Here is a 17,974-nt window from a genome sequence, read left to right as displayed (position 1 = left end):
AGACGCCGATACAGGTGTTGTCGTGGAGAGATGTTGCGCAAATGCTGCGCATTGAGGCGATTCAGATCGACACGACACGCGGGCATCCGATGGGCTGGCGAACATGCTTGGGCATGGTTCGTCAGTATGGACGGAATGTGGCGTCATTGCCCGGGCGAAGGGGGTTCGTCAGTAAAAAGTCAATGTTGGGATGGGGTATGACAGGCAGATATACTAAGCGGCTCCTGGTTTCCTGCGCGACGGGTGCGTTTTCACTTGTCCTGCATGCACCGGCGTTCGCCGCGGATGCGGGGGCGGGTCAGGCGGCTGCTTCGACGGCGGCTCCGGCAACTGTGGCAAGCGATCCGCAAGCCGACAAGGAAGCCGCGATCGTCGTCACCGGGTTGCGCGGTTCGTTGCAGCGCAATCTTGATCTCAAGAAGAACGCGCTTGGCGTTCTCGATGCCATTTCCGCCGAAGACATCGGCAAGTTCCCGGACCCCAACGTGGCGGCATCGCTGCAGCGTCTGCCGGGTGTCACGGTGCAGCTTTCGGGTGTGCGCGGTGAAGCGACCGGCGTGACCGTGCGCGGTTTCAGCGGCGATTTCAACGAAACGCTGTATGATGGGCGCCATATCTCGACCGCCACCGGCAACCGCGCGGTAGATTTTTCGACTGTGGGGTCCGATTTCGTCGGGCAGATCAGCGTCTACAAGACTCCCGACGTGTCGGTGTCGTCGAGCGCGATCGGCGCCACGATTGACATCGCGTTCCCCAAGCCGTTCGATCACCCGGGTTTCCACATGGCGACCAGCCTGTCGGGTACGCTGCAGGATCGTTCGGGCAAGGCAGAGCCCAGCGCGGCCCTGCTGGTCAGCGATACGTTTGCCAACGGCACGATGGGCATCCTCGCCGACGTGGCCTATTCCCGGCATGAAACCACCACCAACCATGTCTACGTCAACGGTTGGGAAGGCGGCTATTACGCGCCGTGCCAGTTGGCCGGCAGCACCGCAACAAACTGCAGCCCGGCCACCGCCGGTGCAGGCGTGGCGGCGTCAAACGCCGAAACCGTGCTCGGCTGGTTTCCGCAGCAGGCCGGTGCCGAACAGGCGCGCACCCGCGATGAACGCATCGATGCCCGGCTGGCCTATCAATGGCGGCCGAGCGACAAGATCCTGTTGACTGTCGATGACAATTTCAGCAGCCAGATCGTCGAAACCGATACATATGGCTATGCGGCATGGTTCAACATGAGCCAGCTTACCAATGTGAAGCAGGACGCCAACGGTACAACGATCGATTTCAACCAGCCCGGTACGCCGATGGATATGAATGCCGGGATCGCGCATTCACTGATCGACGTGAACCAGTTGGGTGTGAACCTGAAATATGAAGCCACCGATCATCTGAAGTTCGATTTCGATGCGGCCACCTCGAAGAGCTGGCTGAACCCCAATGGCGAAATCGGCAACAACAGCTCGGACATCGGCTATGGTGGCACTCTGGGTGCGAACACCGGTCTGGCCGTCAATGGCCCAAGCAGCAGCTCGCTGCCCACGCTCCACGATATCGGGCCGAACGGCAATGAATCGCAGTTCCTCGATACGTCGCTGATCGGTTCGCACGTGATGGTGCGTCAGGCGCAGCAGAACACCGACCGCGTGCGCCAGTTCCGCTTCAAGGGTAGCTGGGAACAGGACGGCATGAAGCTGCAGTTCGGCGCCAGCTACAAGGAAGATACTTTCCACCTGCAGGAACGCGACACGTTCACCAACAACTTCTGGCAGGCCTATGCGGGATATGGCTCGCCGTCGGGTCGATCCACGGGCGTGCTGTTGCCGTCGAGCATTTACGGCAACACTATCAGCACGGCAAACTTCATTCCCGGATACAGCGGCACGCTTGCGCCGGGCATCCTGTCCTATAACCCGATTGCAGTGTACAACTATCTGCAAGGTTTGGGCAATCCGCAGACCACCAACATCCCGGGCTATAACTACGGGTGTTGCGGTACGGCCTATACCGGCACGCTCGACCTGGCGCTTAGCCCGTCAAGCGTTGCGCTGATCACTGAAAAGACCTGGGCGGCCTATGTTCGCGGCAGCTTCGAAAACGAAATCGCCTCGATGCCGTTCCACTTCTCGTCGGGCCTGCGGTTTGAAAACACCGATCTGAATACGGTCGCGCTGGGGCAGAGCCCGGTCGCGCTGGAAACCAGCTCGGCCGACCCGACGTTGTTGACCACGCAATATGCCAACAACGGTGCCACCCAGACGATCATCGCCAGCCACAGCTACAACTACCTGTTGCCCAGCCTCGACATGAAGCTGGATGTGACCGGGCAATTGCATCTGCGGTTCGATGCTTCGCGCACGCTGACGCGCCCGGCCCTTACGGCTTTGAACCCGGTGCTGAGCGTCGGTTCGGGCCAGCGTGTCGGGGCGTTGACCGCGACCGGTGGCAACCCCAACCTGCAACCTTATCTGTCCGACAACTACGACCTTGCGGCAGAATGGTACTTCGCACCGAACTCGTACTTGTCGATCGACGGGTTCCTCAAGCATGTCAGCAACTTCATCGTCAACGGCGTGCAGCGCCAGACGATCAACGGGGTGATCGATCCCACCACCGGACAGCCGGCGCAGTTCGCCGTTTCGCAGGAAGTGAACGGGCCCGATGCCACGGTTCACGGGGTCGAAATCGCGCTGCAGGAAGTGATTGGCCACAGCGGTTTCGGCTTCACGCTGAACGGCACGTTCGTGGGTACGAACAAGCCGTATAACCCGCAGGATATCAGCACCAGCGGCTTTGCCGTCACGGGGCTGGCCAATTCGGCAAACCTGGTGGCGTTCTATGACAAGCACGGCTTCCAGGCCCGTGTCGCCGTCAACTGGCGCGACAGCTATCTGCTGCAATTCGGCCAGAACCAGAACACCGGTCAGTTCGGTGCCGAACCGACGTTCGTGAACAGTCAGATCCAGGTCGACCTTTCGTCGAGCTATGACGTCACGCGCCAGGCCACCGTGTTTGGCGGGATCACCAATCTCAACAATTCGGTCTACAGCACGCATGGTCGCTTCAGCAACCAGTTGCTCGATGCCTATGCATATGGTCGGCGCTTCACCTTCGGGGTACGCTACCACTTCTAGGTTTCAATCCAGTACCGCCGGGGATATCCTTTCACTAGGGTATCCCCGCATTTCCGCCCGCTAACTGAGGTGTCCGATGTCGCACAGGATAAGGCATGTCGTCATTTTGGGTGGCGGAACGGCAGGCTGGCTGGCGGCGGGGATCATTGCGGCGCGCCACCGCAACCGGATGGCCGAAGGCTTTCGGATAACCCTGGTGGAATCGCCCGATACGCCGATCATCGGCGTCGGCGAGGGCACCTGGCCAACCTTGCGATCGACCTTGCAGCGTATGCAGGTGTCGGAAACCGATTTCTTTCGCGAATGCGATGTCGCCTTCAAACAGGGCGCCAAATTTGCCCGCTGGGCCACCGGCCGGGACGACGATTTCTATTACCATCCGCTGATGCTGCCGCAGGCGTTCAGCCAGGTGAACCTGGCGCCGCACTGGCTGGCGGATGATGCCGGCGCAAGCTTTTGCGACGCCGTCTGCGCGCAGGGCGTGATCTGCGAAGAAGGCTTGGCGCCAAAGGCGATCACCACGCCCGAATACGAGGGCGCGGCCAACTACGCCTATCACCTGGATGCAGGCAAGTTCGCCGATTTCATGCAGCGCCACTGCACGCAGAAATTGGGCGTGGCGCACATCCTGGCCAATGTCACGCGGGTCAACCAGGCAGACAATGGCGATGTAACCAGCCTCGACACCGATCGGGCGGGCCGGATCGAGGGCGATCTGTTCGTCGATTGCAGCGGTTTCCGCTCGCTCTTGCTGGGGCAGACGCTTGGCGTCGCCTTTCGCGATTGTTCCGATGTGCTGTTTTGCGACACCGCACTGGCCGTGCAGGTGCCTTATGCAGACGACACCAGCCAGATCGCCAGCCACACCATTTCCACCGCGCAGACCGCAGGCTGGATCTGGGACATCGGCCTGCCGACACGGCGCGGCGTCGGCCACGTCTATTCCAGCCGATACACCAGCGAAGAGCACGCGGAACGCGAATTGCGCGCCTATATCGGTCCGGCCGCGCGCGATCTGTCGGTCCGCAAGATCCCGATCCGTTCCGGACATCGGGAAACCTTCTGGTCGCACAATGTCGTGGGGGTCGGTCTGGCGGCGGGCTTTCTCGAACCGCTGGAAGCCTCCGCGATCGTGCTGATCGAAATGTCGGCAAAGCTGATCGCCGAACAGATGCCGCAGACGCGTGAGGTGATGCAGATCGTCGCGCGGCGGTTCAACGACACCACCCGCTATCGCTGGGGCCGGATCATCGATTTCCTGAAGCTGCACTATGCCGTGTCACAGCGCGAAGACACGGCATTCTGGCGCGACAACCGCCGGGCCGAAACGATCCCGGACCGGCTGCAGGAATTGCTCTATCTGTGGCGTTACCAGTCGCCCTGGCTCTACGAGGAATTCGACCGGCTGGAAGAAGTGTTCCCTGCGGCCAGCTATCAATACGTGCTCTATGGCATGGGCTACAAGACCGAGGTCGAACCCGCCCTGCTGGCCGGCGACGCGCAAGTGGCAGAGCGCGCCTTCCGCGAAAACCGGGCGCAGACCGAAAAGCTGCGCCAACGCCTGCCGCGCCATCGCGACCTGATCCGCAAGATTGTCGAATACGGGATGCAGCCGGTTTAGCGCGCATCAAACCTGGAATGGAGAAACTGTATGTCCCTGTCTCGGCCGGTGCTTTCCGGCTTGCGTTCGCGCGCCCTGGTTTCCGGTCTTGCCCTGGCACTGGCCATGCCTGCCAATGCCGCGCTGGCGCAAAGTGCGGTGCGCGAACGCGCCGACAGTATGGCCACGGCACTTGTCGCAAAGCTGACCACCGAGGAGAAGATCGCCCAACTGGTCAACGTGGCCCCGGCGATCCCCCGGCTGGGCATTCCCGCCTACAACTGGTGGACGGAATCGCTCCATGGCGCGATCGGTGCTGTGCCGACCACCAATTTCCCCGAACCGATCGGGCTGGCTGCCAGCTTTGATACCGATCTTGTTCACGCCGTTGCCGGCACCGTCAGTGTCGAAAACCGCGCGCTGCACACCCTCGGACGCCAGACCGGCCATCTCGGCACGATCGGCACGGGGCTCGACACCTGGTCGCCCAACATCAACATCTTTCGCGATCCGCGCTGGGGGCGCGGGCAGGAAACCTATGGCGAAGATCCCTTTCTGACCGCGCGGCTAGGGGTGGCCTTCGTCACCGGCATGCAGGGGCCCGATCCCGACCTGCCGCTGGTCATTTCCACGCCCAAGCATTTTGCGGTGCATTCCGGTCCTGAATCGACCCGCCATGTCGCCAACGTGTTCGCCACGCCGCATGATATCGAAGACACCTATCTGCCTGCGTTCCGTGCCGCGATTGTCGAGGGCAAGGCGGGCTCGGTGATGTGTGCCTACAACCGGCTGGACGGGCAACCTGCCTGCGGCAGCGACTTGCTGCTGAAGGACCATTTGCGCGGTGCCTGGGGCTTTACCGGCTATGTCGTGTCGGATTGCGATGCGGTGGTCGATATTGCCGATCACCACAAATATGCGCCCGATGCCGCTTCGGCCGTGGCCGTGGCGATGAAGGCCGGGGTGGACAACGAATGCAACACCCAGACGATCAGCGGCGCAACCGGACTGGGCGCGCGGTATGCCGAGGCGTTGCAACGCGGACTGCTGACCACGACCGATCTTGACCAGGCGCTGGTCCGGCTGTTTTCCGCGCGCTATCGCAATGGCGATCTGCCCGGTCTTGCCGAACGCCATGACGCGCCGGTTCCGGTCGGCGCGATCGGCACGCCGCAAAACCAGGCCCAGGCACTGCGCGCGGCGGTGGAAAGTCTGGTCCTGTTGAAAAACGACGGAACGCTGCCGCTGCGGGCCAATGCGCGGATCGCCGTGATCGGGCCGTTGGGCGATGCCACGCGGGTGCTGCGCGGGAACTATTCGTCGGCGTTGTCGGCCAAACCGATCTCGGTGGTGGATGGCCTGCGTCAGGCCATGCCGCAGGCGCGCATCACGCTCGTGCCGTTCGGCGCATCGATCACCGACGGCGACCCGGCGCCCGACAGCGTGTTTCGCACGCCCGACGGCAAACCCGGTCTGCGCGCCACCTATTTCAACGCGGTGGACCCCGCTGCACCGCTGGCGCAACGCACGTTTGCCACGCAAGCCGCAGCCACCCGCATCGAACCCGGCCTCGATATCCGTGCCGCCGGGTTGAGCCAGGTCGGTGAAGTACACAAAGTGGTGTGGGCGGGCTATTTCGTCGCGCCCGAAACCGGGACTTATCGGATCGGTCTCACCGGCCTGACCGGGGCGATCGAAGAGAACGGCAAACCGATCGTCCAGTCCGATCACTTTTCGCAATGGGCAGAACCGGCCAAACTGGTCGAGGTCGACCTGCGCAAGGGTGAGCGCTATCCCCTGCATTTCGAAGCGCAAAGCAAGCTGGCGACCGGACCGGGGCTGATCTGGAAACGCATTGCGCGCGACGCCAATGCCGCGTTGGCGACAGGCATTGCCGATGCCGACGTGATCGTCGCGGCGGTCGGGCTGACTTCGGACCTCGAGGGCGAGGAAATGCCGGTCAAAGTCGATGGCTTTGCGGGCGGGGACAAGACCTCGCTCGAATTGCCGGCCGATCAGCGCGCGCTGCTGGAACGGGCCAAAGCCTCGGGCAAGCCGCTGGTGGTGGTGACGATGAATGGCAGCGCGGTCAATCTGTCGTGGGAACGCGACAATGCCGCCGCCATCGTCGAAGCCTGGTATCCTGGGCAAAGCGGGGGGCTTGCGGTGGGGCAGGTGCTGTCGGGGCAGGCCAATCCGGCCGGGCGCCTGCCGCTCACGTTCTATCGCGATGTGGCCGATCTTCCCGCGTTCGACGATTACCGCATGGACGGGCGGACTTATCGCTATTTCACCGGCAAGCCGGTCTATGGGTTCGGCTATGGCTTGAGCTATACCCGGTTTGCCTATGCCAATCCGGTGGTCAGCGCGATCGCGGGCGATCCCGCCAACGGTCTGCGGGTCAGCGTCGATGTGCGCAACACCGGGCCGCGCGATGGCGATGAAGTGGTTCAGCTCTATTTGCGGGTGCCGCAAGACCCTGGCGCGCCACGCATCGCCCTGCGCGGGTTTCAGCGCGTGCCGCTCAAGGCGGGCGAACAGCGCACGGTCACGCTGAACCTCGGCCCGCGCGATCTGTCGGCGGTTACCCCCGATGGCCAGCGCCGGGTGTTTGCCGGGCACTACATCGCCACGATCGGCGGTGGCCAGCCCGACAGCGGCTTGCCGACCGTGTCGACCCAGTTTGACGTGGCGCACAGCGTGGACCTGCCCAAGTGATGCCCCGGCTTTGGGCGATCCATGCGGCAAATCTGGCGGCGGCGATGCTTGGCGTGGCTGCTGTCCCGGCGCTGGCGCAACAGGCCAAACAGGTGAGCGAGGCATCGACCCCGCCACCGGCGATCCGCATCGAGCCCCATGCCGAGGCTCCGCTGTGGCCGCTTGACCGGCGGCCCGGCGATGGCGCGGGGGCCTATGCCAGCGGGCACTATCGCAACATGTTTGCGCAATTGCTGGGGGTCTCGCCGCAACAGACGCATGCCCGCATCGAACAGTTATGGCAGACCTATTTCCATGGCGACGGCCAGGAACAGCGGCTCTATTTCGAAGTCGGCGCCAATGCCAATGGCCCGCTGGCCTATATTACCGATTGGGCCAACAACGATGCCCGCACCGAGGGCATGAGCTACGGCATGATGATTGCCGTGCAACTGGACCACAAGCGCGAATTCGACGCGCTGTGGAACTGGTCAAAGACTTATATGCAGATCACCGACCCGGCCAACCCCTCGCACGGGTATTTTGCCTGGTCGATGAGCACCGATGGCAGCCCGCGCAGCACCGGCGCTGCGCCGGATGGCGAAGAATACTATGCCATGGCGCTCTATTTCGCGGCGAACCGCTGGGGCAATGGCACCGGCATCTATGATTACCGCGCCGAAGCCGATGCGATCCTGCACCGGATGCGCCACCATGCGGTCGAAACCGCAACCCCGCCGTTTCGCGTCCATCCCGCCGACGCACCATTTGTCGAACCGGCGACCCCGTGGCCCAGCATCAACAATCGCGCCGAAGCGGCGGCGGCCAGGGCGGCGGGCCAGCCGTGGCCACGGGTCTGGCCAAAGCGCGCGCCCCGGCCACAGGCGGTCGGCCCGATGGTCGATGAAGCGCACCCGATGGTGCGCTTCGTGGCGGAAATCGACACGCCGGGATCGGATGCGTCGTACCATCTGCCCGCGTTCTACGAATTGTGGTCACGCTGGGGCCCGGTCGAGGATCGCGCGTTCTGGGCCGAAGCTGCCGATGTCAGCCGCGACTATTTCGTGCGGGTCACCAATCCGCGCACCGGGCTTGCCCCCGATCGCAGCTATTTCGATGGCAGCGCGATGAAATCCTACGACGCTCAGCCCTATCCGTTCGGCTATGACAGTTGGCGCACGGTCAGCAACTGGTCGGTCGATGCGGCATGGTGGAACAAGGACCCGCGCCAGAAAGTGCTGGCCACCGCAATCCAGACGTTTCTGACCGGGCAGGGGATCGATCACTTTGCCGATCGCTATACCCTCGATGGCAGGCCGCTGTCGCAACGCCATTCGCCGGGCATGGTCGCGGCCACGGCGGTGGGCGCGCTGGCCGGAACCCCCGCCGATCTGGCGCGCACATTCGTGCAGACTTTGTGGGATATGCCGCCACCGGCGGGCGAGCAGCGCTATTTCGATGGCATGCTCTATTTCATGAGCACGATGCACCTGGCTGGAGAGTTCCGCATCATTCCCCCGACCGGCGCGCGCTGATTTCACGACGTGGCAAGTTCCGGACCGGTCAGCACCACCGGGCGGTCGGCGCGCAGCGCGATTGCGCGATCGGTTGTGCCCAGACTGATCCGGCATGGCTGATCGCGCGCGGCGACCAGCCGGACGCTGACCATCCGGTTTTGCGCCCAGCGCAGATCGACCTGGATGCCGCCGCGCGCCACCAGCCCGCGCACCGATCCCGCAGGCCAGGCCGTGGGCAACGCCGGCAGCAGCACGATCTGTCCTTCGCGGCTTTGCATCAGCATTTCCACCATCGCGGCACAGCCGCCAAAATTGCCATCGATCTGGAACGGCGGATGCGCGTCGAACAAGTTGGGATAAGTCCGTTCGTGCCCCAGCAGAAAGCGCAGGATACGGTGGGCGCGCTCGCCATCGCGCAGCCTGGCCCACAAGGCGATGCGCCAGGCGGTTGCCCAACCGGTCGATTCATCGCCCCGCCGATCGAGCGAGACACGGCACGCCTGCGCCAGTTCGGGCGTGGTATCGGGGGCGATCTGGTGGCTGGGGTATAGCGCATAGAGGTGCGACACATGGCGGTGGTGGGGTTCGGGTGCGGCATCGTCCCAGTCTTCCAGCCATTCCTGCAATTGCCCGCTTTGGCCGATGCGATCGGGTGCCAGTTGGCCGCGCAGCGTGTGGAATTGCTGCACCAGATCCGGGTCGCGGTTCAGCAGCGTTGCCGCTGCGGCGGTGCGGGCAAACAGATCGCGCAGGATCTGGCGATCCATCGCCGGGCCCGCACAGATCGAGGCGCCATGGGGATGGGTGTTTTCAGGCGACAGCGAGGGCGACGTCACCAGCCCCCGCGGCGATGTCTGCAGCGTGTCGACAAAGAACAGGCAGGCATCGCGCAACAAGGGATAGATCGCCGCCAGATAGGCGGGATCGCGACCATAGTCCCAGCGATCCCACAACATCACGCATAGCCACGCCCCACCCATTGGCCACAGGCCCCAGGTGGCGCCGTCGATCGGCGCGCTGGCCCGCCACAGGTCGGTGTTGTGATGGGCAACCCAGCCGCGTGCGCCATACATCGTGCGCGCGGTGCGCGCGCCGGACACCGCGAGTTCGCGCACCAGCCGCAGCATGGGTTCAAAGCATTCGCCCAGACCGGTCGGGTCGGCCGGCCAATAGTTCATCTCGGTGTTGATGTTGATGGTGTATTTCGACCCCCACGGCGGGGTCGTGCTGTCGTTCCAGATGCCCTGGAGATTGGCCGGCTGGGTGCCGATCCGCGACGCGCTGATCAGCAGATAGCGGGCGTAATGGAAATAGAGCGCGGCCAGCGACGGATCGTCGCGCCCTTCGTTGGCCACAATGCGCTGGTCGGTCGGCAAGGCGGCGTCGGGCCCGGCGGGCAGGTCGAGCGATGCCGCGCGATACAACCGGCGATGGTCGGCCACGTGGCGGCGCCGCAACGCGGCAAAGGGCAGCGACAGCGCGGCGTCGATCTGCCGCGCCGTGATGGCCTCGGGATCGCCGGTGACATCATCGGGTCCGCGATAGCTGGTGGCCATCGCCACGATTACGGTGGCCGCGCGCGCACCGGCAACGGTAATCGTGGCGCCGTGCGGGCGGATCGCGCCGCCCTCGGTGCGCACGCGCACCCGCGCGGCAAGGCGCAGCGCGCCTGCAATCCCCTGTTCGCCTCCGGCGCGACCGGTCAGCAGCAATCCGCTGTCCCCGGCAGTGCACTTGCTCTGATGCGGGCTGGTCAGGGCCAGTTGGAAATCGGGCAGCATGCCGCCTTTGGCGGTGATCCGCATCACGATGACCTGCTGTGCGTGCGAGGCGATCACTTCGCGGGTACAGACAATGCCGCCGCAGCGAAAATCGGTTCTGGCGACGGCCTGGTCCAGATCGAGCGAGCGCCGGTATCCCGTTACTGCCGCGATGCCGGGCATGGTCAGGATCAGATCGCCGAGCGTCTGGTACGACATCTGGTGCAGCGGTTGCGCCATGACATCCGCATTGGCGAGCGCTTCGGCCTCGGCATAGGCGCCGTGGGCAAGCAGGTCACGGACGCGTGGCAAGGCTGCCCTGGCGCGCGGATTGACCGGATCGTACGGGCCGCCGCTCCACAGCGTGTCTTCGTTGAGTTGCAGCCGTTCGCTGGTGGTGCCGCCAAACACCATGGCGCCGATCCTGCCGTTGCCCACCGCCAGCGCTTCGGTCCAGAGCCCGGCAGGGCGGTCGTACCACAGCCGGTGCAGCGCTGCCGAGGTCGCCGGATCGGCGGGCGTTTCAGGCCTGGTTCGCGCCAATGTCGGGGCGCTTAGCGTTGCGGCCCCAGCCGCCAGACAGTGCCGCCGGGTCAAACGCATAATCGGCCTCTCTCTTTTATTAGGTACGAGTATATGATGTTGGAAAATCGGCGAGCAAATGCAACAATTTTCTCGAAAAATATGGGATAAATTATCAATTTCAATAAGGTGAGGCGGAACTGCGGTGCCTGCGATTGGGGTGTTGTGATCGATAAGGTATGAGTATAAATGCACCCGGACCGCAAAAGTGGGAGCCTGTGATGAATCGGAGTGGATGGTTGGTGGCGGCATGCGCGCTGGCGTTGCTGGCGGACGGGGCGCAGGCGGCAGAGGCTCACCGCGAAGATGGCGGCCGTCTGGCCGATGGTCGCACTGTCGATGCCATCGTGCTCAGCAATGCGCATGGGGTGTCGGCGCGGATCCTGGCCTATGGCGCCACCCTGCAGCAATTCATCGCGCCCGACCGTGACGGTCATCCGGCCGATATCGTGCTCGGCCTGCCCGATGCCGGGGCCTATGAGGCGCATGAAACCTATTTCGGTGTGACGGTCGGCCGCTTTGCCAACCGCATTGCCGGGGGCACGTTCACGCTCGACGGCAAAGTCTATCGGCTGCCGCTCAATGACCGCGCGAACAGCCTGCATGGCGGCACGCATGGCTTTGACCGTCAGTTGTGGACGGTGGAAAGCGTGACTTCGGGCAAAGTGGCCTCGGTGGTGTTCACCCATGTCAGCCCCGACGGGGACAGCGGCTATCCCGGCGAACTGCATGTCAAAGTCGCCTATTCGCTTGACGAGGACGGGGATCTGCAGATCGCCTACAGCGCCACCACCGACCGCCCCACCATCGTCAACATGACCAACCACGCGCTGTTCAACCTGGCGGGCGAAGGCGGCGCACGCGATGCCATGGGGCAAGTGCTGACGATACCCGCCAGCCGCTACACCCCGGTCAACAAGGCGCTGATCCCGACCGGCGAATTGCGCCCGGTGGCCGGAACGCCGTTCGATTTTCGCGCGCCCCGCATCATTGGCGCTTCGTTGCGCGATGGCGGCGATGCGCAATTGGTCATTGCTCATGGCTATGACCACAATTTCGTTGTCGATCAGGGGCTGACCGCCACGCCAAAGCCGTTGGCGCGGCTGGAGGACCCGGTTTCCGGGCGCACGCTCGACGTGTTGTCGACCGAGCCCGGGGTGCAGTTCTACACTGGCAATTTCCTCGACGCGACCGTGCAGGGCAAGCATCGGCACTTGTACCGCATGGGCGATGGCGTCGCGCTGGAGCCGCAGAAGTTTCCCGATACGCCCAACCAGCCATCGTTCGGTTCGGCGCGGGTGGATAGCGAACACCCCTATCGGCACATCATGATCTATCGCGTATCGGTGACCAAATGACCCGCAAGCTGCGTTCTTCTGCCTGGTTCGACAACCCCGACAACATCGACATGACGGCGCTCTATCTCGAGCGTTATCTGAACTTCGGGCTGAGCCTTGAAGAGCTGCGGTCGGGCCGTCCGATCATCGGCATTGCCCAGACCGGCAGCGATCTCAGCCCCTGCAACCGGCATCATCTGGTGCTGGCCGAGCGCGTGCGCGAGGGTATTCGCGAGGCGGGCGGGATCGTGCTGGAATTTCCGGTGCACCCGATCCAGGAAACCGGCAAGCGCCCGACCGCCGGGCTCGATCGCAATCTGTCCTATCTCGGGCTGGTCGAGGTGCTCTATGGCTATCCGCTCGACGGTGTGGTGCTGACCATCGGATGCGACAAGACCACGCCGGCCGCGCTGATGGCGGCGGCGACGGTCAACATTCCGGCGATCGCCCTGTCGGTCGGCCCGATGCTCAACGGCTGGCACAAGGGCGAACGCACCGGCAGCGGCACGATCGTGTGGAAAGCCCGCGAGATGCTGAGCCGGGGCGAAATCGACGATGCCCAGTTCATCCAGTTGGTGGCCTCGTCGGCGCCTTCGACCGGCTATTGCAACACGATGGGCACGGCCACCACGATGAACAGCCTGACCGAGGCGCTGGGCATGAGCCTGCCCGGCAGCGCGGCGATCCCGGCGCCCTATCGCGACCGGCAGGAAGTGGCCTATCACACCGGCAAACGCATCGTCGACATGGTGCGCGAAGATCTCAAACCGTCGGACATCATGACCCGCGATGCATTCCTGAATGCGATCAAGGTCAATTCCGCGATCGGCGGCAGCACCAATGCGCCGATCCATCTGGTGGCGATCGCGCGCCACATGGGCGTCGATCTGGATGTGACAGACTGGCAGACGCATGGCTATCACGTGCCGTTGCTGGTCAACCTGCAACCGGCCGGGAAATACCTGGGCGAAGACTACTATCGGGCTGGCGGGGTGCCCGCGGTGATCAACCAGTTGATGGAACAGGGCCTGATCGCCGAACACGCGATGACCGCCAACGGCCGGACGCTGGGCGACAACTGTCGCGGCGCCCAGATCGCCGATGGAGAGGTGATCCGCCCGTTTGCCGACCCGCTGGTCAAGGATGCCGGTTTCATCGTGCTGACGGGCAATCTGTTCGACAGCGCGGTGATGAAAACCAGCGTGATCAGCGATGAATTTCGCCAGCGCTATCTGTCGGACCCGGCCGATCCGGATGCTTTCGAAGGCCCGGTGGTGGTGTTTGACGGGCCCGAGGACTATCATGCCCGGATCGACGATCCCGCCACGGGGATCACCGATCGCACTTTGATGGTGATGCGCGGCGCCGGTCCGATCGGCTATCCGGGCGCGGCCGAAGTGGTCAACATGCGCGCGCCCGTCTATCTTCTGCGCGAAGGGGTGCATGCCTTGCCCTGCCTTGGCGATGGCCGCCAGTCTGGCACCAGCGGTTCGCCCTCGATCCTCAACGCCAGCCCCGAAGCCGCCGCGAACGGTGGCCTTGCGCTGCTGCGTACGGGGGACCGGGTGCGCATCGATCTGCGCAAGGGCACCGCCGATGTGCTGATCGATGCCGACGAACTGGCCCGGCGCAAGGCCGCGTTGATCGCCGATGGCGGCTATGCCTATCCGGCCAGCCAGACCCCCTGGCAGGAAATCCAGCGCGCGGTGGTCGGCGACATGAGCACCGGCATGATTCTGGAAGGCGCCGAGAAATATCAACGCATTGCACAGACCCGCGGGCTGCCGCGCGACAACCACTGAGATACTGGCATGATCCGGCGATCTGCGATCGACGCGTGCCAACCCACCATCAGGAAGCCCTTATGACGATCACCGGTTCCATTCTCATCGGCAGGACAGAGCAGGCGCAGGCGCCGACTTTCACGGCGGTCAATCCGGCGACCGGGGCCAGTTTCGGCCCACCGATCAGCGAAGCCGGGCCCGACCATGTCGATCATGCCGCGCGCCTTGCTGCCGCTGCAGCGGGACCGTTCGCCGATCTGGCTCCGGCTGTGCGCGCCGCGTTTCTGGAAAGCGTGGCCGACCATATTCTGGCTATCGGCGATCTGCTGATCGAAACGGCGATGGCCGAAACCGGCCTGCCGCGCGCCAGGCTGGAGGGTGAACGTGGCCGCACGGTCGGACAATTGCGACTGTTTGCCGCCGAACTGCGCGCGGGCCACTGGCTGGATGTGACCATCGATCCGGCTCTGCCCGATCGCCAGCCTTTGCCGCGTGCGGATATCCGGCGGATGAATGTCGCACTGGGCCCGGTTGCGGTGTTCGGCGCCTCGAATTTTCCGCTGGCGTTCAGCGTGGCCGGTGGTGACACTGCCTCTGCCCTGGCAGCGGGATGCCCGGTGATCGTCAAGGGGCACCCGGCACACCCCGGCACCGGTGAACTGGTGGCGCGGGCGATCGTGGCAGCGGGGCTGGCAACCAACATGCCCGAAGGCGTGTTCTCGTTTCTGCCCGGACTGTCGAATGCGCTGGGCGCCGCACTGGTGGCGCATCCGCTGATCAAGGCTGTGGGCTTTACCGGCAGCCGCGCCGGCGGGCTTGCGCTGGTGGCCATTGCCCAGGCGCGTGCCGAGCCGATCCCGGTCTATGCCGAGCTGTCGGCGGTCAATCCGGTGGTGCTGCTGCCCGCCGCGCTGGCCGAACGGGCGCAGGATCTGGGCAAAGCCTTTGTCGGGTCGCTGACGATGGGGGCAGGGCAGTTGTGCACCAATCCCGGGCTGGTGATCGGCTTTGATGGCCCCGATCTCGACCGCTTTGTCGAGGCGGCGAGCGTGGCGCTGGCCGGTGTCGCGCCGCAAGTCATGCTGACGCCCGGCATCGCGGCGGCTTATGCGCGCGGCGTCGCGGCCCTCGACGGCCACGCCGCTGTGGCGCGTGCGGGCAGCGGGCCGACCGGCGGCCAGACCAGTTGCACCGCCGCGCTGTTCCGCGTGTCCGGTGCCGACTTCATCGCCAACCCCGCGCTGTCGCATGAAGTGTTCGGCGCCAGTGCGGTGGTGGTTGCCGTGCGCGACAGGGAGGAACTGGCGGCCTTGTTGGCAAACCTTGAAGGCCAGTTGACCGCAACCTTGCATATGGCCGACCCAGACGCGCCGATCGCGGCCACTTTGTTGCCGATCCTGCGCGACCGCGTTGGCCGCGTGCTGGCCAATGGCTGGCCAACCGGCGTGGAAGTGTGCCACGCGATGGTGCACGGCGGCCCGTTCCCGGCCACCAGCGACGCGCGCAGCACGTCGGTCGGCACGCTGGCCATGGCCCGGTTCCTGCGCCCGGTCTGTTATCAGGCGATGCCCGATGGTCTGTTGCCCGCGGCGTTGCAGCGGGCCAATCCGTGGAATCTGCCGCGCCGGGTCGATGGCGCATGGAGCGTGGCATGACCGTGCGTTCGCTGATCCAGTTCATCGATGCCGACGGGCGCGGGGTTGCCGCGCTTGACCGATCGGGTCGGGCCCGGCGGCTGACCGGGGTTTCCACCACGCTCGATCTGGCCCACCAGGCCATCGCGCGCGGCTGCACGCTGGCCGATCTGGCAGGCGAACTGGCCGGGGCGCAGATCGATCCCGCTGCGGTGCGGCTGCTCGTGCCGATCGACCATCCCGATCCCGCGCATGTGCTGGTGGCTGGAACCGGCTTGACCCATCTCGGCAGTGCCGAAGGGCGCGACAAGATGCACAAGGCTGCCGCCGCCGGGCAGGCCACCGATTCGATGCGGATGTTCCTGTCGGGGTTGCAAGGCGGCAAGCCGGTGCCGGGCGCGATCGGGGCTCAGCCGGAATGGTTCTACAAGGGCGATGGTTCGATCCTGCGCGCCAGCGGCGAACCGTTCGACATGCCCGCCTTTGCGCAAGACGGTGGAGAGGAACCCGAAGTCGCCGGAATATATCTGGTCGGCCCCGATGCACGGGTCCACCGCCTGGGCTGGTCGCTGGGGAACGAGTTTTCCGACCACGTGACCGAGCGGGAAAACTATCTTTGGCTGGCGCATTCCAAATTGCGCCAGGCTTCGCTGGCGCCCGAGCTTTTGCTGGGCGATTTGCCGCGCAGCGTTGCCGGAACCAGCCGCATCCGGCGCGAGGGATCGGTGATCTGGGAAAAGCCGTTCCTGTCGGGCGAGGACAACATGAGCCATTCGTTGGCCAACCTCGAACACCACCACTTCAAGAACGCGCTGTTTCGACGGCCCGGCGCGGTCCATGTGCACTTTCTGGGCACCAGCACGCTGTCATGCGCCGACGGGATCGCCACCCGCCCGGGCGATGTTTTCGAGATCTCGGCAGACGCCTTTGTCCTGCCGCTGGCCAACGCGCTGGTGCGCGCCGCCGACGCGGGGCTGGTGCAAGTCGAGGCGCTTTGAACGATGGATCAACGGCGTTTGCGGCTGGGCCTTGTCGGCATCGGCAAGATCGTGCGCGATCAGCATTTGGCGGCCATCGCGCAATCGGGCCAGTTCGATCTGGTCGCCACGGCCGCACCTGAAGGCCATGTCGAGGGCGCGGCGGCCTATAGTTCGATCGAGGCCATGCTGGCGCACGAGACGCTCGATGCCGTCAGCATCTGCACCCCGCCGGGCGTGCGCGCGCCGATCGCCATAGTCGCGCTGCGGGCGGGGCTGGCAGTGATGGTCGAAAAGCCGCCAACGGCCACCCTGTCACAGGCCGAACATCTGGCCAGGCTGGCGGCAAGCGGTGGGCAGACGCTATTTTCAGCGTGGCATTCGCGCGAAACCGCACCCGTCGATGCCGTGCGCGCGATGCTGACCGACCGGCGCATCGAGGCGATCGAGGTGATCTGGCACGAAGACGTGCGCGAATGGCATCCGGGCCAGGACTGGTTGCTGGCAGCGGGCGGTTTCGGGGTGTTCGATCCTGCAATCAACGCGCTGTCGATCCTGACCAAGGTTCTGCCGGGCCATCTGGCTGTACAATCGGCGGCGCTGGGCGTGCCGGAAAACCGCGGCGCGCCGATCCGCGCAGATGTCATGATGCATTTCGACGGCTCGGTGCCGGTGCGGCTTGACCTCAACATGCGTCATGCCGGCACGGCGCGCTGGGATATCATCATCGCCACCGATCGCGGCACGATCGAGCTTGGCCGGGGCGGGCATCGCTGGTCGGTCGATGGCGAGGTGATGCCGGTCGAACAGGGGCAGGAATACCCGCGCCTCTACCGGCGCTTTGCCGAACTGGTCGATACCGGGCGAAGCGATTTCGATATCGGCCCGCTGATGCTGGTGGCCGACGCGATGATGGTGGGGCACACAACGCGCGAGGCGGCGTTCCACTTCTGAC

10 protein-coding genes are annotated in these 17,974 nt (G+C 64.6%); 9 read left to right on the top strand and 1 reads right to left on the bottom strand.

Features of this window, described 5'->3' with window-relative positions; genetic code table 11:
• Positions 1-332: 332 nt before the first annotated feature.
• From AQZ49_RS05570 to AQZ49_RS05555, 4 genes are all read left to right on the top strand, one after another.
• Complete coding sequence (locus AQZ49_RS05570; protein ID WP_369819081.1) at positions 333-3,131, top strand: TonB-dependent receptor; 2,799 nt, start codon at positions 333-335, stop codon at positions 3,129-3,131.
• A gap of 76 nt (positions 3,132-3,207) precedes the next feature.
• On the top strand, positions 3,208-4,752 hold the full coding sequence (locus AQZ49_RS05565; RefSeq protein ID WP_067613804.1) for a tryptophan halogenase family protein: 1,545 nt from the start codon (positions 3,208-3,210) through the stop codon (positions 4,750-4,752).
• A 30-nt stretch (positions 4,753-4,782) separates the two neighbouring features.
• On the top strand, positions 4,783-7,449 hold the full coding sequence (locus AQZ49_RS05560) for a glycoside hydrolase family 3 C-terminal domain-containing protein (protein ID WP_067613802.1): 2,667 nt from the start codon (positions 4,783-4,785) through the stop codon (positions 7,447-7,449).
• Positions 7,449-8,963: a family 8 glycosyl hydrolase gene (locus tag AQZ49_RS05555; protein WP_067613799.1), complete on the top strand. Its 1,515-nt coding sequence runs from the start codon at positions 7,449-7,451 to the stop codon at positions 8,961-8,963. The genes AQZ49_RS05560 and AQZ49_RS05555 overlap by 1 nt, the downstream gene beginning before the upstream one ends.
• A 2-nt stretch (positions 8,964-8,965) precedes the next feature.
• Here AQZ49_RS05555 and AQZ49_RS05550 read toward each other — a convergent pair whose 3' ends face one another.
• Positions 8,966-11,308: a glycoside hydrolase family 95 protein gene (locus AQZ49_RS05550; RefSeq protein ID WP_067613797.1), complete on the bottom strand. Its 2,343-nt coding sequence runs from the start codon at positions 11,306-11,308 to the stop codon at positions 8,966-8,968.
• Between the two features lie 200 nt (positions 11,309-11,508).
• Between AQZ49_RS05550 and AQZ49_RS05545 the strand changes: the two genes are divergently transcribed.
• From AQZ49_RS05545 to AQZ49_RS05525, 5 genes are all read left to right on the top strand, one after another.
• A complete protein-coding gene (locus AQZ49_RS05545) occupies positions 11,509-12,645 on the top strand; it encodes an aldose epimerase family protein (RefSeq protein WP_067613794.1) in 1,137 nt (378 codons plus the stop codon).
• Positions 12,642-14,426: an IlvD/Edd family dehydratase gene (locus AQZ49_RS05540; protein ID WP_067613792.1), complete on the top strand. Its 1,785-nt coding sequence runs from the start codon at positions 12,642-12,644 to the stop codon at positions 14,424-14,426. Before AQZ49_RS05545 ends, AQZ49_RS05540 begins: the two co-directional genes overlap by 4 nt.
• 62 nt (positions 14,427-14,488) lie before the next feature.
• Positions 14,489-16,063, top strand: a complete 1,575-nt coding sequence (locus AQZ49_RS05535) for an aldehyde dehydrogenase (NADP(+)) (protein WP_067613790.1) — start codon at positions 14,489-14,491, stop codon at positions 16,061-16,063.
• Entirely contained in the window at positions 16,060-17,040 is a 981-nt protein-coding gene (gene araD1, locus AQZ49_RS05530) for an AraD1 family protein (protein WP_067613789.1), read from the top strand. The genes AQZ49_RS05535 and araD1 overlap by 4 nt, the downstream gene beginning before the upstream one ends.
• A gap of 3 nt (positions 17,041-17,043) precedes the next feature.
• Entirely contained in the window at positions 17,044-17,973 is a 930-nt protein-coding gene (locus tag AQZ49_RS05525; RefSeq protein ID WP_067613787.1) for a Gfo/Idh/MocA family protein, read from the top strand.
• The last annotated feature ends 1 nt before the right edge of the window (position 17,974 follow it).

It is taken from the genome of Novosphingobium sp. FSW06-99, from assembly GCF_001519065.1.
In the GTDB taxonomy this organism is placed as follows: domain Bacteria; phylum Pseudomonadota; class Alphaproteobacteria; order Sphingomonadales; family Sphingomonadaceae; genus Novosphingobium.
The sequence above is the reverse complement of the archived record's forward strand: the minus strand, read 5'-3'. Positions and strand labels throughout refer to the sequence as shown.